The organism is Pseudomonas sp. 15C, assembly GCF_055484735.1.
The window spans coordinates 73697-96813 of record NZ_JBUDGD010000019.1 but is presented as its reverse complement, the minus strand read 5'-3'; the positions used below and the strand labels follow the sequence as shown (position 1 = coordinate 96813).

Below are 23117 nucleotides of genomic sequence, written 5' to 3'. Positions count from 1 at the left end.
TGAGCGTCGTCGTAGTCGTAACGCTCGCTGTCGCCGACGGCGTTGGTGGCTTCGATCAGATTTTGATAAGCGTCGAAGCGGTAGCTGACCAGCGTTTGTTCGGTGTGCCAGGCGCTTTCACGAAACACCTGATAATCCACGCTAACCAGTTGCGCCCGGTCATAACGCAACAGCAGCGAACGACCGGCGCCGTTATCCAGCCGCTGCACCCGATCAGCCCGATCGTGATGCACCGAGAGCCGATTGCCATACGCATCACTGATCGCCGTCAGCCGCCCGGCACGAAAGTGATAAAACCGCGCCGCTTCCCCGGCCAGCGCCAGAATCAGCTCTTCCGGTTCATCCCCCAGAAAAATCGCCGCCCGCGACAGACTGTTGTGAATCGCCGGCCGGGTCGCGCTCGGTAAAGGAAACCGCATACGACGGTTTTCATGGTCGACCCAAACAACAAAGTCGCCCTCAAACTCCAGCCGATGCGCCAGCGAATGGCTCCAGCCAAACCCCAAGCCGATATCGATTTCGACGGCGCTCGAGCGATACAAACGGCTGAACTCAAACGGCAGCACACCATCCAGCACCGCGTCGGTCAGCGTCAGCAGCTCTTCGCCGGTAACCATCGACACCGGGCAACCATTGGTGCAGGTCAGCGGTACGCAATCGGCGCTGTCGCCGTTGGGGTTTTTCGCTTGGTCGGGGGAGTCGTCGTGCGGCTGGTGACGCTCCAGCCGCGTCGAGCCGCCAGATTTGGCCCGTGCCATCGGCGCCGGATTCGGCACGGTCAGTACCTGCGAATCGGCCTGACGAATCTTCAGCGGAACGGAGGGCGCCGGTTTCAGCGCCACCTCACGCGCATGCAACATCAACGGTTTCAACGCGTTGGCATGCTTGTTCAGTCCCGGCGTCGACGTCAGCTCCGTCAGACGCAGCGCCGAGGCCGACAGCCATTGCCGCGCCCGTGGCGACTTGACCTTGTCCAGCACCTTGCTGCTCAAACGCAGCGACACACCGGCACCGCCGGCCACGCGCATCAGCAGAAAACTGACCAGCAGTTCGACGCGCACCTCGGCCACCACTTCGGCGAGGTACTGCGGCGGCAGCATCTTCAGCCAACTGGTAAACGCGGCCAGATGAATGAACAGCAGCGGCTCGTCGCTAAGCATCAACAGCGCGTTGGCGATGGCCTCGCTGGAGGCTGCGAGCAACGCCTCCAGCTCAACGTCGCACAGGTACTCAAGGAGTTTTTCGCTATTAACCTGCAAGTCGGCGAGGAGGGCGAAGACCTGTTTAATATCGTCCCAAACGCCGTTGAGCGCGCTCTCGAAACCGCGCCAGTCGGCCCGTTGCAACTGCCCGTAACGCTCAAGAAACCCGGCGCTGGAAAACTCCGTCCACTGCGGCTGAAACCCGGCCCACTCGCCGCGCAACCAGCCTTCCAGGTCCCCGATAACCCCTTCATAAGAGGCATACAACGCCCGCACCTGCGCAGTGGAAACATCGGGAAAGAAGGTGATGCGATAACGCTGGCCCCGCTCGCAGTCGGTGATTTGCAGAATGCCGCTGGGGCCAATGGTATGGCGCAGCGGTTCGCCGAACGTCTGGCCGCCGTCGACCTCACTGAGCAGCGGTTCAAGCGTCACCGGTGTATTGCCGATCGGCACAAAACGCGCGGCTTCGAACAGGTGGACCAGGGCCAGCGGCCCGCTGGCCGGGCACATGACCACCGATGAACTGAGCGGCTGTCGCGAGGTGATCGGCGCACTGAGGCGCACGTCGTTGCCGACGGTAAACACCTGCTCGATGTCGAGCGCAGTGCCGGTCCAGAACTGCTCGGCCCAGGCGTCGTAGTTGTTCAGGCACAGGCGGAATTCGCCGATCAAGGCTTCGAAATCCGGTTGCTCGGGATTGAGCGCGGCCACCACCAGCAAACCGATGCTGTTGTTCAGGGCCAGGAGCCGATCAGGTTCAAACATTCGCAGTCGCTCGCGCACATCAAAAAGGGTGCGAGGACTTTGCGGGGGATCAAACGAGAAAGAAGTCGGGGAAGTAGGCAGTGTCTGTAGGATGTTTCGCTAATTTTTCGCGAGTGTTTCAGCGCCTCGCGGACATTGGCCGTTGCTCAATGTCTGTCGGGCTCGCTATGCTGCTGAACCCTTTAATCCGATCCGAGCAGCGGCGTCTTCGCCGCCTGGGATGTCATTGATAACGGATCCGAGATGAATGCACCGCTGAAGGCGTTAGGCCCGATCAAGGCCGTGATTTTCGATATGGACGGTTTGCTGCTGGACACCGAGGGCATCTACACCGAAGTCACTTCGCTGATTGTCGGGCGCTACGGGCGCACCTTCGACTGGAGCATCAAACAGAACATCATCGGCCGTGGCGCCAATGACCTGGCGAACTACGTGGTGCAGGCGCTGGAGCTGCCGATCACCGCTGAAGAGTTCCTGCAGATCCGCGAGCCGTTGATGCGTGAGCGTTTCCCCAAGGCGCAAGCGATGCCGGGCGCAGAGGAATTGGTCCGCCATCTCAAGGCGCACAATATTCCGATCGCCGTGGGCACCAGTTCCTCGCGTCAGTCGTTCGGCCAGAAAACCACGCTGCACCGCGACTGGTTCGCATTGTTCGATTTCATTGTCACCGCCGACGATCCGGAAGTCGGCGCGGCGAAACCGGCGCCGGATATCTTCCTCACCGCCGCCCGACGTCTGGGCGTCGCGCCGCAGGATTGTCTGGTGTTCGAGGATTCACCGTTCGGCGTGACCGCCGCGAAAGCCGCCGGGATGACCGCCATCGCGATCCCCGATGCCGCGATGCCCGATGAAAAATACGCACACGCCGATGGGATTCTTCGTACCTTGAAAGGCTTCACCCCGAGCGCTTTCGGTTTGCCGATGCTGGAATGGGCCTGAACATCTGAAATAAAAAACGCCGCCGCTCTATAAAAGGAGCAGCGGCGTTTTACTTTCAGGTGACTCAGTAAGATCAAGCGCCGAAACCACCGTCGATGGTCAGGCTGGCGCCAGTGATGTAACCGGCTTCCGGCCCCGCCAGATAAGCGACGAAACCGGCGATTTCTGCGGCAGTGCCGTAACGCCCAACGGCCATCAACGGGATCAGGCTGTCGGCGAAGTCACCGTGCGCCGGGTTCATGTCGGTGTCGACCGGGCCGGGCTGTACATTGTTGATGGTAATGCCGCGCGGGCCGAGGTCGCGAGCCAGGCCTTTGGTCAGACCGACCAGCGCCGATTTGCTCATGGCATACACACCGCCACCGCCGAAGGGCATGCGGTCGGCGTTGGTGCTGCCGATGTTGATGATCCGCGCGCCTTCGCCCATGTGCTTCGCTGCTTCCTGCGAAGCAATGAACACGCTGCGCACGTTGATCGCCAGCGTCCGGTCGAAATCTTCCAGACTGAAGTCTTCCAGTGGCGCAATGGCCAGCACGCCGGCGTTGTTGACCAGAATGTCGAGGCGCCCAAAGGCTTCGACGGTAGCGCTGACGGCATGGCGGATGGCCTCGGCGTCGGCGCTGTCAGCCTTGATCGCCAGGGCTTTGCCGCCGTTGGCGGTGATGCTGTTCTGCAGTTCTTCGGCCTTGGCGGCGGAGCTGACGTAAGTGAAGGCAACAGCAGCGCCTTCAGCAGCCAGGCGGTTGACGATGGCTGCGCCGATGCCGCGCGAACCGCCTTGGATCAGAGCGACTTTGCCGCTGAGGTGTTGAGTGGTCATGTTCGATCTCCAAATGTTCAAGGCGGGATGCCTTGGTGTTGGTGCCGAGTATCGGCGTCGCATCGACCACCGTGTAGACCCTGATTGCTATAGTCTGTGTAAACCAGAAGTTTATAGTGGTGATCATGGAAACGTTCAGCAGTATCGAATGCTTCGTGCGCAGTGCCGAGGTCGGCAGCTTCGCCGAAGCCGCGCGCCGCTTGAGTCTGACCCCGGCGGCAGTCGGCAAGAGCGTGGCGAAACTGGAGGCGCGGCTCGGCGTACGGCTGTTCCAGCGTAGTACACGCAGCCTGACGCTGACCGAGGCCGGGCAACTGTTTTTGAGCGAAGTCAGCGCCAGCCTGACAACGATCCAGAATGCTGTGGCGAATCTGGCCAGCGCCGGGGGGCAACCGGCCGGGACGTTGAAAGTCAGCATGGGCACGGTGTTCGGGCGCCTGTATATCGTGCCGTTGCTCGGTGAGTTTCTGCAGCGTTACCCGGCGATCAACCCGGACTGGCATTTCGATAATCGACAGGTCGATCTGATCGGCCAGGGCTTCGATGCGGCGATCGGCGGTGGTTTCGAACTGCCTCAGGGCGTGGTCGCACGCAAACTGACACCGGCCCATCGGGTGCTGGTCGCGTCACAGGACTATCTGTCGGCGCACCCGGCGATCACTCATCCGGACGACCTCAAACCGCACGACGGCATCCTGATTCGCTCGCCGCAAACCGGGCGCGTGCGGTCCTGGCAACTGACTCACCGCGACCGGCAACACAGTCCGCTGACGCTGCAGGCGCGGATGACCATGAGCGATTCCGAAGCGGCGTGTGCGACGGCGATGCAAGGGTTGGGGATTGCGCTGGTGAGCATGCCGTTTGCGGTCGGGTATCTGCAGGCGGGGACGTTACAGCGGGTGCTGCCGGACTGGTTTGTCGACGATGGCAATATTTCGATTTACTACGCCGAGCATAAATTGTTGCCGGGCAAGACTCGGGCGTTTGTCGATTTTGTGATTGAGCAGTTTGCGGAGCGGGGATTGGCGGGGCGGTTCAGTGCCATCTGAGCAGGGCTTTGAATCGAGTCGTTGCCATCGCGAGCAGGCTCACTCCTACAGGGAACGCATTCCCCTGTAGGAGTGAGCCTGCTCGCGATGAACGATAACGCGGTCTATCGGGCAAACCGCCCCGGCCAGCCCACAATGTTCTTCGGCCGCGGCGTCGCATAAGTGCGCACCTTGGACGTCGACAAACGCAAGCGCACCAACGCTTCGGCAATCGTCACCGCCGCTGTCACGCCATCCACCACTGGCACTCCAGTCCGCCGACGAATCTGCTCATCGAGGCCGGCCATGCCCCCGCAACCCAGGCAAATCACCTCGGCCTTGTCCTGGGTCACCGCCAATTCAGCCTGATGCACGATGGCTTCCAGCGCACGCTGCGGCTCGTGTTCCAGCTCCAGCACGGCCAGACCGCTGGCCCGTACCGACGCGCAACGATCCCACAGACCGGACAGTTTCAGACGATCCTCGATCAGCGGCACGGTGCGGTCCAGTGTGGTCACCACCGAATACGCGTGGCCGAGAAACATTGCCGTGCTCGCCGCCGCATCGGTGATGTCCACCACTGGCACGTTGAGCAGTTCCTGCAAGCCTTCGCGGCCGTGTTCGCCGTAGCCGGCTTGAATCACCGCGTCGAACGGCTGGTCGTAGGACATCACCCGGTCCATTACGGCAATGGCGGCAAGATAGCTTTCGAAGTTGCCTTCAATCGAATCGGCGCCGAAATGCGGGGTCAAGCCGACGATTTCGGTGCCGGGAGCAGCGACAGCCTGCGCCGAGCGGGCGATGGCTTCGGTGATGGATTCGGTGGTGTTGACGTTGACCACGAGAATACGCATGGGGACATCCTTATTGCGGGCAGTAGTGCGGCCCGAAAACCGGACCGCGAAGGGATTAATGGCAGACGTTGTCGACGGCGATGGATTCGCCACTGACGTCGGCGTAGTGCGGCTGACGTTGGGCGATGATCAGATAAAGCATCCCGGCGATCCCGGCGCCGATCAGCCAGGAAAACGGTGAGACGCTGTGGAAACCTGGCACCAGCGCCAGGACAATGGCGATCAGCGCCGCAGGAATGAACGCCGCCACGGCGCGGAAATTGACGCCACGGCTGTAGTAATAAGCGCCATCGGCTGCTTCGCTGTAGAGCTGCGGCACGTTGATCCTGCCTTTGCGGATCAGCCAGTAGTCGACCATGATCACCCCGTACAACGGGCCCAGCAGGGCGCCGAGACCGGAGAGGAAATACACGATCACCAGCGGGCTGTTGTAGAGATTCCACGGCAGGATCAGCACCGCGAGGGTCGCGCTGATCAACCCGGCGCGGCGGAAGGTCAGGTACTTCGGCGCCAGATTGCTCAGTACGAAGGCCGGCGCGACGAAGTTGGCCATGATGTTCACCGCCACGGTGACGATCAGAAACGCCAGGCAGCCGAGTACCAGAAAGAAGGTGTTGGGAATCGAAGCGATGATCTCGGTCGGACTTTCGATGATTCGCCCGTTGATCTGAAATTGCGCGCCACAGAGCAGGACCGTAATCGCGGCGAACAGCAGAATATTCACCGGCAAACCCCAGAAATTTCCCACCTTGATGGTCTTGCGGCACGGCGAAGAGCGGGCGAAATCGCAGAAATTCAGAATCAACGTGCCGTAGATCGCCAGCCACAACGCGCCGCCGGCAAAGATATTGCGCCACATTTCGGCACCGGTCAGCGGTTCGCGGATCGACCAGGCGATGGTTGCGTTGGCCTGGAGGTACATCCAGGCGGCGAGGGCAGCGACGGTCAGCAGAATCACCGGACCGGCAAACGCTTCGTATCGACGCACCATCTCCATGCCGTAAGCAAGAATCGCCAGTTGCACCAGCCAGATCGCCACGAAACACACCCAGCCCAGACTCGACAGGCCAAGGATCGAGTCGTGATCGTACTCGGCGAAACCGGGATGCACGGCGGTCAGCAAAACGCGGAATACCACCGAGGCGAGGTACGTCTGAATACCGAACCAGGCAATGGCGATAACTGCCCTGATCAATGCAGGAATTTGCGCCCCGTGAATGCCGAAACTGATCCGGCTGATCACCGGAAACGGCACCCCGGTTTTCTGCCCCATGTAACCGGACAGGTTCATGAAGAAATACACCAGCGCCGCGCCGATCCCCAACGACAGCAGAATCTGCCAGCCGCCCAGACCCAACGCGTACAGGCCGATGGCGAACGAGTAGTTGGCGATGTTGTGCACGTCATTCGTCCACAGCGCGAAAATGCTGTATTTGCCCCAGCGCCGGCCTTCGACCTTGGTCGGCGCCAGGTCGCTGTTGTGCAGACGCGGGCTCAGTTGCAGCGGCTCGCTCAGTCCGTCGTCGGGCAACGGTTGATCAAGCGTGGAGGAGGGCAGATTCAGCGCGATGTTATTGGAGAGACTTGTACGCATTCCGGCAGGCTCCTGATGTTCAGGCCGCGATGACTGTGCATGAGCCGGCGGGCTCGACATATCTTCGTCGCGACGGTGACAACATCACTGGTTACGGGGCATCTGCAGCCTGTACGGGATAGGGCGCTTCAGGCTTGCGGATCGAAAGTGGATTCATGCTTTGCAGTTTTGTATACAAAACATGTATGCATAAAAGCGAGATCTGTGCCAGTTGCGGGTCTATTGGAAGCGTTGCTGATTTCGAAAAGTTATCGACGGACGATAAGTGGCTGAAAACCGGGCGGTAAAAACTGACCGATTGCACAGGTAATTATTTTCTGACGAAGTTTTTGCACTGGGAGGTGGCGGTGAGGATTTGAGCGGGGATGTAACTTTTCAGGGCGTGAAAACGAAAAGTGCACACATAAATGGCACCGATGGTGACATTTGTGTGTACACATTTTTCGAGTCGCTGGGGATTTAATGTAGGAGTGAGCCTGCTCGCGATAGCGGTGTGTCTGTTATGAATATTTGGCAGACACACCGCTATCGCGAGCAGGCTCACTCCTACAAGGGAGATCAGTGTCGCTAAGGACTAAGCCTTGCTCTTGCTGATGATATTCCCCGCATGCAACCCGCATTCTTTCTGCGTCGCTTCTTCCCACCACCAGCGACCTTCGCGCTCGTGCTGGTTGGGCAGGACCGGGCGGGTGCAGGGTTCGCAGCCGATGCTGATGAAGCCGCGTTCGTGCAGGCTGTTGTAAGGCAGTTCGAGCATGCGGATGTAGCCCCAGATTTCTTCGCTGGTCATCTGCGCCAGAGGGTTGAACTTGTACAAAGTGCGTTCCGGGGTGGAGAACGCGGTGTCGATTTCCAATACCGCGACGGCACTGCGCGTGCCCGGGCTCTGATCGCGGCGCTGGCCGGTGGCCCAGGCTTTGACGCCGGCGAGCTTGCGCCGCAGCGGCTCGATCTTGCGGATGCCGCAGCATTCGCCGTGGCCGTCGCGGTAGAAGCTGAACAGGCCTTTTTCCTTCACGAACGGTTCAAGTTTCGCGTGGTCCGGCGAGACGATTTCGATGTCGATCTTGTAGTGCTCGCGCACCTGCTCGATGAAGCGGTAGGTTTCCGGGTGCAGGCGACCGGTATCGAGGCTGAACACCTTGACGTTCTTGTTGAGCTTCCAGGCCATGTCCACCAGCACCACATCCTCGGCGCCGCTGAAAGATATCCACAGCTCATCACCGAACTCGGCAAAGGCGAGCTTGAGGATGTCTTGTGCGGATTTGTTGGCATAGGTCGTGGCGAGTTCCACGACGTCGAACGTTGGGCTCATCAGGGCGGCTTCCTACAGGTCGGTGGCGCTGGGCGCTCTATATGGCACCGATGGTAACAAAAAGCAGCAAGGCTCGGGGGCGTGCCGTGCGTTGCGCGTCGGCAGTCGAGTCGCTAGAGTTCGGCCTCGCTCGACTCAATAATCACTACAAACGGGAGTGTCTTGTGGAAATTGCTTGCCTGGATCTTGAAGGGGTACTGGTACCGGAAATCTGGATCGCGTTTGCTGAGAAAACCGGCATCGACTCGCTCAAGGCCACCACCCGGGACATTCCCGACTACGACGTGCTGATGAAGCAGCGTTTGCGCATCCTCGATGAGCACGGCCTGAAACTGTCGGACATCCAGGAAGTGATCGCCACGCTCAAGCCGCTGGACGGCGCGGTGGAGTTCGTCGACTGGCTGCGCGAGCGCTTTCAGGTGGTGATTCTGTCGGACACGTTCTACGAGTTCTCTCAGCCGTTGATGCGCCAGCTCGGTTTCCCGACGCTGCTTTGCCATCGGCTGATTACTGACGAAACCGGGCGTGTGACCAGCTATCAGTTGCGTCAGAAAGATCCCAAGCGCCAGTCGGTGCTGGCGTTCAAGAGCTTGTACTACCGGGTGATCGCGGCGGGGGATTCGTACAACGACACGAGCATGCTGGGCGAGGCGGATGCCGGGATTCTGTTTCATGCGCCGGAGAATGTGATTCGCGAGTTTCCACAATTTCCGGCGGTGCATACATTTGCCGAGCTGAAGCAGGAATTTCTCAAGGCTTCTAACAGAGAGTTAAGCTTGTAGTCGTTTGGGAGGGCGCTTTCGCGAGCAGGCTCGCTCCCACGGGGAAATGTATTCCAAATGTGGGAGCGAGCCTGCTCGCGATGCTTTTAAAGGTTCTGCAGGGTATCGAGGAGAATCCGGACCTTGGTAATCGACTCCTGATACTCTGCCTGCCAGTCCGAATCGGCGACGATCCCGCCGCCGCCCCAGCAGCACACCTGTCCATCCTTGACCAACAGACTGCGAATGGCGATGGAGCTGTCCATCTCGCCGCGCACGTCCAGATACAGCAACGACCCGCAATACAGGCCGCGCCGCGTCGGCTCCAGTTCGTCGATGATCTGCATCGCACGAATCTTCGGGGCGCCAGTGATCGAGCCGCCGGGGAAGCTGCCGGCGATCAGGTCCAGTGCGTCGCGATCCTCTGCCAGTTCACCGGTCACGCTGCTGACCAGATGATGCACATTCGGATAGCTTTCCAGGCTGAACAGCTCTGGCACTCGCACCGAGCCGATGCGACAGGTGCGGCCGAGATCGTTGCGCAGCAGGTCGACGATCATCAGGTTTTCCGCACGATCCTTGGGGCTGGCCAGCAGTTCGGCGGCGTTTGCGGCGTCTTCGGCAGGCGTCAGGCCGCGAGGGCGAGTGCCTTTGATCGGGCGGGTTTCGACCTGACGCTGGCTGACTTTGACGAAACGTTCCGGTGACAGGCTCAACACCGCGCCGCCATCGGCCAGGCTCTGGAAACCGGAGAACGGTGTCGGGCAGGCTTCGCGCAATTTGCAGTAAGCCAGCCATGGATCACCCTGGCACGACGCGCGAAAGCGCTGGGCGAAGTTGACCTGGTAGCAGTCGCCGGCCTGGATGTACTGCTGAATGCGCTCGAACGCCTGACGGTAATCGTCGGCCGAGAGGTCGGCGGTCATCGGCTGGTTGAGTTTGAACGGGATCAACGCGCTCACCACCGGCTGGGTGAACAATCTGATCAGGCGCTGCTGTTCACTGTCGGCAAGGGACGGGTGAAAGACCAATTGGCTGGTTTGAGCCTGGTGATCGCTGATCAACGCCCAGTCGTACAATCCGAAGCGCGCATCCGGCAACTGCAGATCATCCTGGGCCTGATTTGGCAGGTGTTCCAGATGCCGACCGAAGTCGTAGCTCAGGTAACCGATCAGACCGCCGGCGAATGGCAACTCGCAACCCGCTGGCAAATCAGCCTCGCCCAAGCGGTCGAGGTTATCGCGCAGGCGCTGCAGAAAATGCGCACCGCTTTCATCCGGCAACACCGCCAATTGTTCCAGCGGCCAGGCGCTGAGCAAATCGAAGCGGCCACGCTCGGCACTCGGCCGGCCGCTGTCGAGCAGCACGGCACCGGGCGCGTTGCGGATGGCCGTGAAGTAGTCGGCGGGATTGGCACGGTAGGGCAGTGGGTGTACGGAGCAGGTCAACATGGGCGGGGTAGATCGGCCGTGGCGGCGGGGTGGGGATTGTAGTCCTCTGCGCTGCCAGATCAAAGTCAAAAGCCTCCCCCTCACCCCAGCCCTCTCCCCCAAGGGGGCGAGGGGAAAAGGGAGCCGATCTTCATGCTATTCAAAGCCTGAGTTCGACTCGATATTGCAGGTCGGCGTATCTCTCACACCCACCACGGCCAGTCCCCTCTCCCTCCGGGAGAGGGCTAGGCGGGCGGCGTTCCGATGAGGGGCTTTTGACTTTGACTTTGACCTTGGCTTTTAGGCTTGTCAGCCCTCGACCGCCGGAATATGCCCAAACATCTCCTGGGTAAACGCCACCCGCTCTTCAACCGACTCCACCACGCCGCGCGCCTTCAGCTCTTCCAGCCGAGCTTCCACCGCATGGGTACGCAAGGTCAGCCCGCAATCATTGGCGATCTGGATGTTCAGCCCCGGCCGTGCATTCAGCTCAAGAATCAGCGGGCCCTTTTCCTGGTCCAGCACCATGTCCACGCCGATATAACCCAGCCCGCACAACTCATAGCAGCCGGCGGCGAGTTTCATGAAACCGTCCCAGTAGGGCAGTTGCACACCGTCCACCGCGTTGGTGGTGTCGGGGTGTTTGGTGATGATGTTGTTCAGCCAGGTGCCGCGCAGAGTCAGGCCGGTCGCCAAATCGACACCGACGCCGATCGCGCCCTGGTGCAGGTTGGCCTTGCCGCCGGACTGGCGGGTTGGCAGGCGCAGCATGGCCATCACCGGGTAGCCCATCAGCACGATGATGCGGATGTCCGGCACGCCTTCGTAACTGATGCTTTTGAAGATCTGGTCCGGCGTGACGCGGTATTCGATCAGCGCGCGGTCACGGTGGCCGCCCAGCGAGTACAGGCCGGTGAGGATGCTCGAAATGTGGTGCTCGAGCTCTTCGTGGGCAAGGATCTTGCCCGACACCGTACGATACCGGCCCTCGAAACGGTCGGCGATGACGATGATGCCGTCGCCACCCGCGCCCTGGGCTGGTTTGATCACGAAGTCGCTGCGCCCGCCGATGATCTCGTCGAGCTTGTCGATTTCCTTCTCGGTGGAGATCACCCCGTACAGCTCCGGCACATGGATGCCGGCGGCGATGGCGCGCTCCTTGGTGAGGATCTTGTCGTCGACGATCGGGTAGAGGCTGCGCTTGTTGTACTTGAGCACGTAGTCGGCGTTACGCCGATTGATGCCCATGATGCCGCGTGCCTCGAGGGCCTTCCAGGTTTTCCAGAAACCGAACATCAGGCGTCAGCCTTCTTCAGGAAAGCCTTGAAACGCACCAGCTCGGTCAGGCGGTAGCCGCGATAACGACCCATCGCCAGCATGAAGCCGACCAGAATCAGCAGGATCGCCGGGAAGGTAAACACGAAGTACACCAGCTCCGGCACGGTCATGATCAGGTGCGCCAGGGAGGCGGCGAACAGCGTGCCGATCGCCACTTTCAGCGCATGGTTGGCACCGCGTTCTTCCCAGGTGATCGACAGACGTTCAATGGTCATGGTCAAAATCACCATTGGGAACAGCGCCACCGACAGGCCCCGTTCCAGACCCAGTTTATGGCTGAACAGACTGATCGCCGCGATCAACACCACGACAAACGTCAGCACCACCGACAGGCGCGGCAGCATTTGCAGCTTCAGGTGTTCCAGATACGAGCGCAGCGACAGCCCCAGCGCGGTAATCACCGTGAACAGCAGAATGCCGAAGCCCAGTTGCGTTTCGCGGAAGGCGAGGGCGATCAGTACCGGCGTGAACGTGCCGAGGGTCTGCAGGCCGATCAGGTTGCGCAGGATGAGGATCACCAGCACGCCGATCGGGATCATCACCATGATCATGAACGTCTGCTGGGTCTGCAGCGGCAAGCCGTACAGCGAGTATTCGAGGAAGTTGGCGTCGGTGTTTTCGTCGGTCAGCTTGGCCAGGCGAATCGCGTTCATCTCGCTGTTGTTCAGGCTGAAGGTCACGTTGGCTTTCTTGCCGCCGTCGACGGTGATCAGGTTCTCATCGCCGGTCCACCACAGCAGGCGGTCGGTCGGCAGACCTTGCTCGCCGGTTTCCGGGTTGAAGTACAGCCAGTCGTTGCCGTTGAAGCTGCGCAGCCACAATTCAGGCATTTGCGGCTGGTCGGCGACGAGGCGGATGGTGTGGACTTTTTCCACCGGCACGTGGGCGATGGACAGCAGCAGCTCGACGATTTTGGCTTTGTGCGCGGTCGATGGATCGCCGGCCAGCAGCAGCTTCACATTGTCGTCATTGAGATTGTTGACGCGTTTGATCGCTTCGCCGATGAACGTTTCGACGTCGGCCGAGTGCTGGCGGATCGGCGCGAGCAGGGCTTCGGCAGCGATCTTTTCCGGGCCTTCGATGACCATGCTGTCACGGAACGTCGGGCCTTTGACCTTGGATTTTTCCGCGGTGTAACGCTTGGTCAGGACCAGGCGGTAATACAGCGTTTGATTGCCTTTGGCGCGGCGGGCCGACCAGGTCACCTTGCGGTTGCCGTCGACGCGGTTGACCGCAACCCCGTAATTATTGGAGATGAAGCTCTCGTTGAGGCTGACGTAATCGCGGCTCAGCGGCGGCACGAACATCTGGATCTTCACCGGATCCTTGGTGCTGGCGACGAACTCGACCTTGGCGTCGATGTTCCACAAGTCGTCGGTGGCGTCTTCGGTCACCGGAATGCCGAGCACGAAAATCTGATAGGCCGTAACCGAAACGCCCAGCAGCACCAGAACGGCGATCAGGATTTTCAGGTGGAAGGTTAGAGAACGCATGGAAATTACTCGGCGGTATGAGCGGCGATGGTGCAGGCGGGTTTGCCGGCAGCGTATTTAAGACTGGGGTCGACCAGCGCGTCGAAGCGTTTCAGCGCTTCGGAGCCGATCAAAAGCGGATATTGGAACGCACTTCGGTCGGTCAGGTTCACTTCGATGCTGCGCATTGCCGAACCCATGCAGATATCCAGCTCGATCACCGGACGGGCGGTGTACTTCTTGCCTTCTTCCGGGTCGTAGTCGCCGGCGCGGCGCTTGATCTTGCTGACCCGCGCCAGCGGCCGTTCGATCGGGTGCGAATGCGCGGCATCGATCGCCAGGTAGAAACGTACCCAGGATTCACCGTTGCGTTTGAAGCGTTTGATGTCGCGGGCACTCAGCGAGGCGGTTTTCGCGCCGGTGTCGAGTTTGGCCGCGACTTCGAGATTGATGCCGTCAAGCGAAGCATATTCGTTGAGGCCGTACACGGTTTTTTCCCCCGCGGCGGCGAGGCCGGGCAGGCAGAAAAGGGCAAAAAAGGCGGGATAAGGCTTGAGTCTCATAAATCCTGGTGCGCAGCGTTCCGTGGTCGGTTCAGGCCTTTGGCAGTAGTTGCCCAAGACCTTTCGTGTGCCTGGCAGCTTTTTATGACAAGCCGTACAAATGGCCAGCAAATGCGGGCGGCATTCTAGCACGGTGGTTTTATGGCGCCAGCGCCCACGCCGGTCCATAACCCTGAGAGGTTCCCCTGTGGGAGCGAGCAGGCTCGCTTCCACAGGTATCGAAGCGTTCTATTAATTGGGTTATTAGACGATTGTCGACAATCCATATTTATCCTTTGACGTATGGCGCCAGATTGGCTAGTTTTTGCCGCATTGGATTTAAAGGTGTCGACAATCATGCTGGATCAACTCGATCCCCCGGTCATCAGCGGCGACGATTCGGAAACGCTCTCGGAGAACGTCTTCCGGCGCATTCAGGCGGCCATCGTCAAAGGCGAGATCGCGCCGGGCAGCAAGATCTCCGAGCCGGAGCTGGCGCGCACCTACGGCATCAGTCGCGGGCCGTTGCGTGAGGCGATCCATCGCCTCGAAGGCCAGCGCCTGCTGGTGCGGGTGCCGCATGTCGGCGCGCGGGTAGTGTCGCTCAGCCACGCCGAACTGCTCGAACTCTATGAAATCCGCGAATCCCTTGAAGGCATGGCCTGCCGGCTCGCCGCCGAGCGCATGAGCGTCGAAGAAATCGACGAACTGCGCCGGGTGCTGGAAACCCACGAGCGCGACGCGGCGTTCCAGGCCGGCGTCGGTTATTACCAGCAGGAAGGCGATTTCGATTTCCATTACCGGATCATCCAGGGCAGCGGCAACCGCACGCTGACGCAAATGCTCTGCGGCGAGTTGTACCAACTGGTGCGCATGTACCGCATCCAGTTTTCCACCACGCCGAACCGCCCGCGTCAGGCCTTTGCCGAACACCACCGGATTCTCGATGCCATCGCCGACCGTGACGGCGAGCTCGCCGAATTGTTGATGCGCCGCCACATCGGCGCCTCGAAACGCAACATTGCCCGTCATTACCAGAACGGCGCCCATAACCAGACAGCCACTGAACGAGGTGAGTCATGAGTTCCAACCCGAACACTCCCGGCCAGCGTTTCCGCGATGCGGTCGCCAGCGAGCACCCTTTGCAAGTGGTCGGCGCGATCAACGCCAACCACGCGCTGCTGGCCAAGCGCGCCGGTTTCAAGGCGATCTACCTGTCCGGTGGCGGAGTGGCCGCCGGTTCGCTCGGCGTGCCGGATCTGGGCATCACCGGTCTGGATGACGTGCTCACCGACGTGCGGCGCATCACCGACGTCTGCGATCTGCCGCTGCTGGTGGATGTGGACACTGGTTTCGGCTCGTCGGCGTTCAACGTCGCGCGTACCGTCAAGTCGATGAGCAAGTTCGGCGCGGCGGCGATTCACATCGAGGATCAAGTCGGCGCCAAGCGCTGCGGTCATCGGCCGAACAAAGAGATTGTCAGCCAGCAGGAAATGGTCGACCGCATCAAAGCCGCGGTCGATGCGCGCACCGACGACAGCTTCGTGATCATGGCGCGCACCGATGCGCTGGCGGTGGAAGGGCTGGAATCGGCACTTGATCGCGCAGCGGCGTGCATCGAGGCCGGTGCCGACATGATTTTCCCCGAAGCCATCACCGAACTGGACATGTACAAGCTATTCGCCAACCGCGTGAAAGCGCCGATCCTGGCCAACATCACCGAATTTGGCGCGACGCCGCTGTACACCACCGAGCAACTGGCCGCTGCCGACGTATCGCTGGTGCTCTATCCACTGTCGGCGTTCCGCGCGATGAACAAGGCTGCGGAAAATGTCTACACCGCGATCCGCCGCGACGGCACGCAACAGAATGTCATCGACACCATGCAGACTCGCATGGAGCTGTACGATCGCATCGACTACCACACGTTCGAGCAGAAGCTCGATGCGTTGTTTGCACAAAAGAAAGGCTGATCAAAACCCTGTGGGGGCCTGCTCCCACCTGTTTCCCCTACAAATTCAAAAAGACTGGAGACAACAATGGCCGAAGCAAAAGTACTCAGTGGCGCCGGGCTCCGTGGCCAGGTGGCCGGGCAGACCGCGCTGTCCACCGTGGGCCAGGCCGGTGCCGGGCTGACCTATCGCGGCTACGACGTGCGTGAACTGGCCGCCGACGCGCAATTTGAAGAAGTCGCCTACCTGCTGCTGTACGGCGAACTGCCGACCCAGGCGCAACTCGCCGATTACCAGCAAAAGCTCAGCAAACTGCGCGACCTGCCGCAAGCCTTGAAGGAAGTGCTCGAACGCATCCCGGCCGACGCCCATCCGATGGACGTGATGCGCACCGGTTGCTCGTTCCTCGGCAACATCGAACCGGAGAAAGACTTCTCCGAACAGCGTGACAAGACTGACCGCCTGCTCGCCGCGTTCCCGGGGATCATGTGCTACTGGTATCGCTTCAGCCACGACGGCAAACGCATCGATTGCGTCAGTGACGAGCCAACCATTGGCGGCCACTTCCTGCACCTGCTGCACGGCAAGAAGCCAAGCGAGTTGCACGTCAAAGTGATGAACGTCTCGTTGATCCTCTACGCCGAGCACGAATTCAACGCCTCGACCTTCACCGCCCGCGTGTGCGCCTCGACCCTGTCCGATCTGTATTCCTGCGTCACCGCGGCGATCGGTTCGCTGCGCGGCCCGTTGCACGGCGGCGCCAACGAAGCGGCAATGGAGATGATCGAGCGCTTTTCGTCGCCGGAAGAGGCGGTCAAAGGCACCCTCGGCATGCTCGAGCGCAAGGACAAGATCATGGGCTTCGGCCACGCGATCTATAAGGACAGCGACCCGCGCAACGAGGTGATCAAGGGCTGGTCGAAAAAACTCGCGGACGAAGTCGGCGACAAGGTGCTGTTCCCGGTTTCCGAAGCCATCGACAAGACCATGTGGGAGCAGAAGAAACTGTTCCCGAATGCCGATTTTTACCACGCCTCGGCGTACCACTTCATGGGCATTCCGACCAAGCTGTTCACACCGATCTTCGTCTGCTCGCGCCTGACCGGCTGGGCCGCGCACGTGTTCGAACAGCGCGCCAACAACCGCATCATCCGCCCAAGCGCCGAGTACACCGGCGTCGAACAGCGCAAGTTCGTGCCAATCGAACGTCGCTGACCGGGGAGGGCCGAACACCGAACTTGAAGTTCACTTGAAACCCTGTGGGAGCTGGCTTGCCAGCGATGACCGAGTCACATGCACCATTGATGTCGACTAGCTCACCGCTATCGCTGGCAAGCCAGCTCCCACAGGGTGCCGTGTGAATTGCAAGGTCGGTGTCTGGCCTCAGCCTTGAAACCACCGTGACCCGAGTCCTGACCCGATGAACACACAATTTCGTAAAACCCTGCCCGGCAGTCCGCTGGATTACTTCGACGCCCGTGCGGCGGTCGAGGCGATCCAGTCCGGCAGCTATGACACGCTGCCGTACACCTCGCGCGTGCTCGCGGAAAACCTCGTGCGGCGCTGCGATCCGGGCACGCTGACCGATTCGCTCAAGCAACTGATCGAACGCAAGCGCGACCTTGACTTCCCGTGGTTTCCGGCGCGGGTGGTCTGCCATGACATTCTCGGCCAGACCGCACTGGTCGATCTCGCCGGTCTGCGCGACGCCATTGCTTTGCAGGGTGGTGACCCGGCGCAGGTCAACCCGGTAGTGCCGACGCAACTGATCGTCGACCACTCGCTGGCCGTCGAGGCGGGCGGTTTCGATGCTCAGGCGTTCGAAAAGAACCGCGCCATCGAAGACCGTCGCAACGAAGACCGTTTCCACTTCATCAACTGGACCAAAAAGGCCTTCAAGAACGTTGATGTGATCCCGCCGGGCAACGGCATCATGCACCAGATCAACCTGGAGAAAATGTCCCCAGTGATTCAGGTGCGTGACGGCGTGGCGTTTCCCGACACCTGCGTTGGCACCGACAGCCACACCCCGCACGTCGATGCCCTGGGCGTGATCGCCATCGGCGTCGGCGGTCTCGAAGCCGAAAGCGTGATGCTCGGCCGCGCCTCGTGGATGCGCCTGCCGGAAAGCGTTGGCGTCGAATTGACCGGCAAGCTGCAACCGGGCATCACCGCCACCGACATGGTCCTGGCGCTGACCGAATACCTGCGCAAACAGAAAGTCGTCGGTGCCTGGCTGGAGTTCTTCGGCGAAGGCGCCGCGGCGCTGACCCTCGGCGACCGCGCGACCATCTCCAACATGGCCCCGGAATATGGCGCCACTGCGGCGATGTTCTACATCGACCAGCAGACCATCGATTACCTGAAACTCACTGGCCGTGAAGACCAGCAGGTACAACTGGTCGAGCAGTACGCCAAGCTGACTGGACTGTGGGCCGACAGCCTGAAAGGCGCGCAATACGAGCGTGGTCTGACCTTCGATCTGTCGTCGGTGGTGCGCAACATGGCCGGCCCGAGCAACCCGCACGCGCGCGTTGCGGTGTCGGACCTGGCCGCCAAGGGCATTTCCGGGCAGTGGGATGAGGTGCCGGGGCAAATGCCCGACGGCGCGGTGATCATCGCCGCCATCACCAGTTGCACCAACACCAGCAACCCGCGCAACGTCATCGCTGCGGGCCTGCTCGCACGCAACGCCAACCAGCTCGGCCTGACCCGCAAGCCGTGGGTGAAATCCTCGCTGGCGCCGGGCTCTAAAACCGTAGCGCTGTACCTCGACGAAGCCGGGCTGACCACTGAACTGGAGCAGCTCGGTTTCGGCGTGGTCGCCTTTGCCTGCACCACCTGCAACGGCATGTCCGGTGCGCTCGATCCGGTGATTCAGCAAGAGATCATCGACCGCGATCTGTATGCGACCGCCGTGCTTTCCGGCAACCGTAACTTCGACGGGCGCATTCACCCGTACGCCAAGCAGGCATTCCTCGCTTCGCCGCCGCTGGTGGTCGCTTACGCCATCGCTGGGACCATCCGCTTCGATATCGAAAAGGATGTGCTGGGCGTGGTCGACGGCCGAGAAATCCGCCTGAAAGACATCTGGCCGAGCGACGAAGAAATCGATGCGGTGGTGAAATCTTCGGTCAAACCGGAGCAGTTCCGTCAGGTCTACATCCCGATGTTCGCCGTCCACGAAGACACCGGCCCGAAAGTCGCGCCGCTGTACGAATGGCGCGAGATGAGCACCTACATTCGCCGTCCGCCGTACTGGGAAGGCGCACTGGCCGGCGCGCGTCCGCTTAAAGGCATGCGCCCGCTGGCGGTGCTACCGGACAACATCACCACCGATCACCTGTCGCCGTCCAACGCGATCATGCTCGACAGCGCCGCCGGCGAATACCTGGCGAAAATGGGCCTGCCGGAAGAGGACTTCAACTCTTACGCCACTCACCGTGGCGACCACTTGACCGCGCAGCGCGCAACGTTTGCCAACCCTAAACTGTTCAACGAAATGGTCGTGGAAAACGGCCAGGTCAAACAGGGTTCGCTGGCCCGCGTCGAGCCGGAAGGCAACGTGATGCGCATGTGGGAAGCCATCGAAACCTACATGCAGCGCAAGCAGCCGCTGATCATCATCGCCGGCGCCGATTACGGTCAGGGCTCGTCCCGTGACTGGGCGGCCAAGGGCGTGCGGCTGGCCGGTGTCGAGGCGATTGCCGCCGAAGGCTTTGAGCGCATCCACCGCACCAACCTGGTGGGCATGGGCGTGCTGCCACTGGAGTTCAAACCGGGCACCAACCGCCACACGCTGGCGATCGATGGCAGCGAAACCTATGACGTGATCGGCGAGCGCAAACCGCGCGCGGATCTGACGCTGGTGATCAATCGCAAAAACGGCGAGCGGGTGGAAGTGCCGGTGACCTGCCGTCTGGATACCGCTGAGGAAGTGTCGATCTACGAGGCCGGCGGCGTGTTGCAGCGTTTCGCTCAGGACTTCCTTGAAGAGTCGGCGGTTGCCGTTTAAATCAACTGATGTGGGCATGGGATTTCCAGTCCCGTGCTTTCGGTAAGGAGCAATATGGCTCACGCACCACAAATCAAGATCCCCGCCACCTACATGCGCGGCGGCACCAGCAAAGGCGTGTTCTTCAGCCTCAAGGATCTGCCCGAAGCCGCGCAGGTTCCAGGCCCGGCCCGCGATGCTCTATTGCTGCGGGTAATCGGCAGCCCCGACCCCTACGACAAGCAGATCGACGGCATGGGTGGCGCCACTTCAAGCACCAGCAAAACCGTGATCCTGTCGAAAAGCACCCGCACCGATCACGATGTCGACTACCTGTTCGGTCAGGTCTCGATCGACAAGCCGTTTGTGGATTGGAGCGGCAATTGCGGCAACCTCTCGGCGGCGGTCGGTTCGTTTGCCATCAGCAACGGTCTGGTCGACGCCAGCCGCGTCCCGCACAACGGTGTCGCGGTGGTGCGCGTGTGGCAGGCCAACATCGGCAAAACGATCATTGCCCATGTGCCGATCACCGATGGCGAAGTGCAGGAAACCGGTGACTTCGAACTCGATGGCGTGACCTTTCCCGCTGCTGAAGTGCAGGTGGAGTTCATGGACCCGGCGGCGGAAGAAGAGGGCGGCGGCGGCTCGATGTTCCCCACCGGTCATCTGGTCGACGACCTGGAAGTGCCGGGCGTGGGTACGTTCAAGGCGACGCTGATCAATGCCGGCATTCCGACGATTTTCGTCAACGCCGAAGACATCGGCTACACCGGCACCGAGCTGCAAGGCGCGATCAACGGCGATCCGAAAGCGTTGCTGATGTTCGAGACGATTCGCGCGTATGGCGCGCTGCGCATGGGCCTGATCGCCAACATCGAGGAAGCGGCGAAACGGCAGCACACGCCGAAAGTGGCGTTTGTCGCCAAACCCGCGGACTACGTCGCGTCCAGCGGCAACGCCGTTAACGCTGGCGACGTTGATCTGCTGGTGCGCGCGCTGTCGATGGGCAAGCTGCACCACGCGATGATGGGCACCGCAGCGGTGGCGATCGGCACGGCAGCGGCGATTCCCGGCACGCTGGTCAACCTCGCCGCTGGCGGTACCGAGCGCAACGCCGTGCGCTTTGGTCATCCGTCCGGCACGTTGCGCGTCGGTGCCGAGGCCAGTCTGGAAAACGGCGAGTGGGTGGTGAAGAAAGCCATCATGAGCCGCAGTGCGCGGGTTCTGATGGAAGGCTGCGTGCGCGTGCCCGGCGATTCTTTCTGACCCGGGATTTTTTACCCTCACCCCAGCCCTCTCCCAAAGGGAGAGGGGGCCGACCGAGGTGTCTTGCGTCATACCTCGACCTGAGAGATCGAGTCGACTATGGATTGAGCGAAGCGTTCGACGCCTGTGATTCTGGATTCAGCGACGTGCTTTCAGGTCGGTGAGCCTCCATAGCATCCCCCGATCGGTCCCCTCTCCCTCGGGAGAGGGCTAGGGTGAGGGGCTACCTTCTGACACAACAACAATAACCAGACACCACCCGACCATAACCCGCCAAGCCTTTGAGGAAGACCCACAACTCACATTCAGAACAGGAAAACAACCATGAGCGCCAATGTCGACCTGAACAACCGCCCCGACTACGACGATGTCCTGCAGGCCATCGCCGATTACGTCCTGACCTTCAAAACCCCCTCCGCCGAAGCCCTGGACACCGCCCGCAACTGCCTGATGGACACGTTGGGCTGCGGCCTGCTGGCGCTGCGGTTTCCCGAATGCACCAAGCACCTTGGCCCGATCGTCGAGGGCACGGTTGTGCCTTTCGGTGCGCGAGTGCCCGGCACCAGCTACCGCCTCGATCCGGTGAAAGCCGCGTGGGACATCGGCTGCATCGTTCGCTGGCTGGATTACAACGACACCTGGCTCGCTGCCGAGTGGGGCCATCCGTCGGACAACCTTGGCGCCATTCTGGCAGTCGCCGATCACTTGTCGCAGAAACGCATCGCCAACGGAGACGTACCGCTGACCATTCGCGACGTGCTCGAAGCGATGATCATGGCTCATGAAATTCAAGGCGTGATCGCTCTGGAAAACTCTTTCAATCGCGTCGGCCTCGACCACGTGATGCTGGTCAAGGTCGCCTCGACCGCCGTCAGCGCCCGACTCATGGGTGCCCATCGCGAGCAATTGCTGTCAGCGCTGTCGCATGCTTTTGCCGATGGTCAGGCATTGCGCACCTACCGTCACGCGCCCAACGCCGGTTCGCGCAAATCCTGGGCGGCGGGCGATGCGGCGAGTCGTGGTGTGCGTCTGGCGGATATCGCCATGCGCGGCGAGATGGGTATTCCCGGTGTTTTGAGCGCAAAACAGTGGGGCTTTTACGACGTGTCGTTCAGCCATACCAACAATGATCTGGCGCTGAAACCCGATGACAAACGCGCCTTCAGTTTTTCCCGACCGTTCGGCAGTTATGTGATGGAAAACGTGCTGTTCAAAATCAGTTTTCCTGCCGAATTCCACGCACAAACCGCCTGCGAAGCGGCGGTGGCCCTGCACCCGCAGGTGCGCAATCGTCTGCACGAAATCGACCGGATCGTCATCACCACCCATGAGTCGGCGATTCGTATCATCTCCAAGGTCGGACCGCTGGCCAATGCCGCCGACCGCGATCATTGCCTGCAGTACATGACTGCGGTGCCGCTGGCGTTCGGCAATCTGGTCGCCGAGCAGTACGAAGACGATTTTCATCGAGCGCATCCGATCATTGATGTACTGCGCGAGAAAATGGTCATTGTTGAAGAGCCGCGTTTCAGCCGCGAATATCTCGAGCCCGACAAGCGCTCGATTGCCAATGCCGTGCAGGTGTTTTTCAAGGACGGCAGCAGTACCGACAACGTGCTGGTGGAATACCCGATCGGCCATCGGCGCCGCCGGGCTGAAGGCATTCCATTGCTGGAGGACAAGTTCAAGGCCAACCTGGCGACGCGTTTTGCCGGGCAGCGTTGCGCGGAAATTGTTGCCTTGTGCAAGGATCAGGCGCGGCTGGAAAGCACGCCGGTGAATCGATTCATCGACCTGTTCGTGATCTGACAGACCGCGTTATCGTTCATCGCGGGCAAGCCC

At 60.9% G+C, this 23117-nt stretch carries 18 protein-coding genes; 9 read left to right on the top strand and 9 right to left on the bottom strand.

Translation table 11 applies throughout. From position 1 onward, the window contains the following. A partial coding sequence (locus tag ACYYKW_RS12840) for a DUF6531 domain-containing protein (protein ID WP_464990287.1) occupies positions 1 to 1970 on the bottom strand: 1970 nt, incomplete at its 3' end. A gap of 243 nt (positions 1971 to 2213) precedes the next feature. On the opposite strand from ACYYKW_RS12840, the gene ACYYKW_RS12835 reads away from it, so the two are divergent. Next, complete coding sequence (locus ACYYKW_RS12835; RefSeq protein WP_093103111.1) at positions 2214 to 2909, top strand: HAD-IA family hydrolase; 696 nt, start codon at positions 2214 to 2216, stop codon at positions 2907 to 2909. A gap of 73 nt (positions 2910 to 2982) precedes the next feature. On the opposite strand, the gene ACYYKW_RS12830 is transcribed toward ACYYKW_RS12835, so the two are convergent. After that, positions 2983 to 3729: a 3-oxoacyl-ACP reductase family protein gene (locus ACYYKW_RS12830; RefSeq protein ID WP_090282533.1), complete on the bottom strand. Its 747-nt coding sequence runs from the start codon at positions 3727 to 3729 to the stop codon at positions 2983 to 2985. Between the two features lie 125 nt (positions 3730 to 3854). On the opposite strand from ACYYKW_RS12830, the gene ACYYKW_RS12825 reads away from it, so the two are divergent. Next, the gene (locus ACYYKW_RS12825; protein ID WP_090288461.1) at positions 3855 to 4778 is read left to right on the top strand and encodes a LysR family transcriptional regulator; all 924 of its coding nucleotides are present in this window, start codon (positions 3855 to 3857) and stop codon (positions 4776 to 4778) included. A 104-nt stretch (positions 4779 to 4882) separates the two neighbouring features. On the opposite strand, the gene ACYYKW_RS12820 is transcribed toward ACYYKW_RS12825, so the two are convergent. The 3 genes from ACYYKW_RS12820 to ACYYKW_RS12810 form a co-directional block, all read right to left on the bottom strand. After that, the gene (locus ACYYKW_RS12820; RefSeq protein WP_090282534.1) at positions 4883 to 5611 is read right to left on the bottom strand and encodes an aspartate/glutamate racemase family protein; all 729 of its coding nucleotides are present in this window, start codon (positions 5609 to 5611) and stop codon (positions 4883 to 4885) included. A gap of 55 nt (positions 5612 to 5666) precedes the next feature. Next, positions 5667 to 7205 (bottom strand): NCS1 family nucleobase:cation symporter-1, encoded by a 1539-nt coding sequence (locus tag ACYYKW_RS12815; protein ID WP_464990286.1) that lies wholly within the window; start codon positions 7203 to 7205, stop codon positions 5667 to 5669. Between the two features lie 574 nt (positions 7206 to 7779). Further along, positions 7780 to 8520, bottom strand: a complete 741-nt coding sequence (locus ACYYKW_RS12810) for a phosphoadenylyl-sulfate reductase (protein ID WP_093103105.1) — start codon at positions 8518 to 8520, stop codon at positions 7780 to 7782. Between the two features lie 164 nt (positions 8521 to 8684). On the opposite strand from ACYYKW_RS12810, the gene thrH reads away from it, so the two are divergent. Further along, positions 8685 to 9302: a bifunctional phosphoserine phosphatase/homoserine phosphotransferase ThrH gene (thrH, locus tag ACYYKW_RS12805; protein WP_464990285.1), complete on the top strand. Its 618-nt coding sequence runs from the start codon at positions 8685 to 8687 to the stop codon at positions 9300 to 9302. Between the two features lie 86 nt (positions 9303 to 9388). Here the strand turns inward: thrH and pabB are convergent, their stop codons facing one another. The 4 genes from pabB to rloA all read right to left on the bottom strand — a co-directional run bounded on the left by pabB (position 9389) and on the right by rloA (position 14084). Beyond that, positions 9389 to 10732, bottom strand: coding sequence for an aminodeoxychorismate synthase component I (pabB, locus tag ACYYKW_RS12800; RefSeq protein ID WP_464990284.1), 1344 nt, complete (start codon positions 10730 to 10732; stop codon positions 9389 to 9391). A gap of 288 nt (positions 10733 to 11020) precedes the next feature. Continuing rightward, the gene (locus ACYYKW_RS12795) at positions 11021 to 12007 is read right to left on the bottom strand and encodes an alpha-L-glutamate ligase-like protein (RefSeq protein ID WP_336354344.1); all 987 of its coding nucleotides are present in this window, start codon (positions 12005 to 12007) and stop codon (positions 11021 to 11023) included. After that, positions 12007 to 13542, bottom strand: a complete 1536-nt coding sequence (gene rloB / locus ACYYKW_RS12790) for an osmotic stress tolerance membrane protein RloB (RefSeq protein ID WP_090282539.1) — start codon at positions 13540 to 13542, stop codon at positions 12007 to 12009. The genes ACYYKW_RS12795 and rloB overlap by 1 nt, the downstream gene beginning before the upstream one ends. 5 nt (positions 13543 to 13547) lie before the next feature. After that, on the bottom strand, positions 13548 to 14084 hold the full coding sequence (gene rloA / locus ACYYKW_RS12785; protein ID WP_090282540.1) for a retropepsin-like aspartic peptidase RloA: 537 nt from the start codon (positions 14082 to 14084) through the stop codon (positions 13548 to 13550). Between the two features lie 339 nt (positions 14085 to 14423). Between rloA and ACYYKW_RS12780 the strand changes: the two genes are divergently transcribed. The 6 genes from ACYYKW_RS12780 to prpD all read left to right on the top strand — a co-directional run bounded on the left by ACYYKW_RS12780 (position 14424) and on the right by prpD (position 23084). Next, positions 14424 to 15146 carry a GntR family transcriptional regulator gene (locus ACYYKW_RS12780; RefSeq protein WP_464990288.1) on the top strand — a complete coding sequence of 241 codons (723 nt, stop codon included), beginning with the start codon at positions 14424 to 14426 and terminating at the stop codon, positions 15144 to 15146. Then, positions 15143 to 16036, top strand: coding sequence for a methylisocitrate lyase (gene prpB, locus ACYYKW_RS12775; protein ID WP_434707755.1), 894 nt, complete (start codon positions 15143 to 15145; stop codon positions 16034 to 16036). Before ACYYKW_RS12780 ends, prpB begins: the two co-directional genes overlap by 4 nt. 66 nt (positions 16037 to 16102) lie before the next feature. Next, complete coding sequence (gene prpC, locus ACYYKW_RS12770) at positions 16103 to 17230, top strand: bifunctional 2-methylcitrate synthase/citrate synthase (protein ID WP_090282543.1); 1128 nt, start codon at positions 16103 to 16105, stop codon at positions 17228 to 17230. A 205-nt stretch (positions 17231 to 17435) separates the two neighbouring features. Further along, positions 17436 to 20030 (top strand): Fe/S-dependent 2-methylisocitrate dehydratase AcnD, encoded by a 2595-nt coding sequence (gene acnD, locus ACYYKW_RS12765; protein ID WP_464990283.1) that lies wholly within the window; start codon positions 17436 to 17438, stop codon positions 20028 to 20030. 54 nt (positions 20031 to 20084) lie between these two features. After that, positions 20085 to 21275: a 2-methylaconitate cis-trans isomerase PrpF gene (gene prpF, locus ACYYKW_RS12760; RefSeq protein ID WP_464990282.1), complete on the top strand. Its 1191-nt coding sequence runs from the start codon at positions 20085 to 20087 to the stop codon at positions 21273 to 21275. 324 nt (positions 21276 to 21599) lie between these two features. Next, positions 21600 to 23084 (top strand): 2-methylcitrate dehydratase, encoded by a 1485-nt coding sequence (gene prpD / locus ACYYKW_RS12755; RefSeq protein WP_464990281.1) that lies wholly within the window; start codon positions 21600 to 21602, stop codon positions 23082 to 23084. Positions 23085 to 23117: the final 33 nt, after the last annotated feature.

Bases quoted from the DNA above. Each gene is read 5' to 3' on its own strand.
- ACYYKW_RS12835 (WP_093103111.1), top strand. From the start codon at position 2,214: ATGAATGCACCGCTGAAGGCGTTAGGCCCGATCAAGGCCGTGATTTTC.
- ACYYKW_RS12830 (WP_090282533.1), bottom strand. From the start codon at position 3,729: ATGACCACTCAACACCTCAGCGGCAAAGTCGCTCTGATCCAAGGCGGT.
- ACYYKW_RS12825 (WP_090288461.1), top strand. From the start codon at position 3,855: ATGGAAACGTTCAGCAGTATCGAATGCTTCGTGCGCAGTGCCGAGGTC.
- ACYYKW_RS12820 (WP_090282534.1), bottom strand. From the start codon at position 5,611: ATGCGTATTCTCGTGGTCAACGTCAACACCACCGAATCCATCACCGAA.
- ACYYKW_RS12815 (WP_464990286.1), bottom strand. From the start codon at position 7,205: ATGCGTACAAGTCTCTCCAATAACATCGCGCTGAATCTGCCCTCCTCC.
- ACYYKW_RS12810 (WP_093103105.1), bottom strand. From the start codon at position 8,520: ATGAGCCCAACGTTCGACGTCGTGGAACTCGCCACGACCTATGCCAAC.
- pabB (WP_464990284.1), bottom strand. From the start codon at position 10,732: ATGTTGACCTGCTCCGTACACCCACTGCCCTACCGTGCCAATCCCGCC.
- ACYYKW_RS12795 (WP_336354344.1), bottom strand. From the start codon at position 12,007: ATGTTCGGTTTCTGGAAAACCTGGAAGGCCCTCGAGGCACGCGGCATC.
- rloB (WP_090282539.1), bottom strand. From the start codon at position 13,542: ATGCGTTCTCTAACCTTCCACCTGAAAATCCTGATCGCCGTTCTGGTG.
- rloA (WP_090282540.1), bottom strand. From the start codon at position 14,084: ATGAGACTCAAGCCTTATCCCGCCTTTTTTGCCCTTTTCTGCCTGCCC.
- prpB (WP_434707755.1), top strand. From the start codon at position 15,143: ATGAGTTCCAACCCGAACACTCCCGGCCAGCGTTTCCGCGATGCGGTC.
- prpC (WP_090282543.1), top strand. From the start codon at position 16,103: ATGGCCGAAGCAAAAGTACTCAGTGGCGCCGGGCTCCGTGGCCAGGTG.
- acnD (WP_464990283.1), top strand. From the start codon at position 17,436: ATGAACACACAATTTCGTAAAACCCTGCCCGGCAGTCCGCTGGATTAC.
- prpF (WP_464990282.1), top strand. From the start codon at position 20,085: ATGGCTCACGCACCACAAATCAAGATCCCCGCCACCTACATGCGCGGC.
- prpD (WP_464990281.1), top strand. From the start codon at position 21,600: ATGAGCGCCAATGTCGACCTGAACAACCGCCCCGACTACGACGATGTC.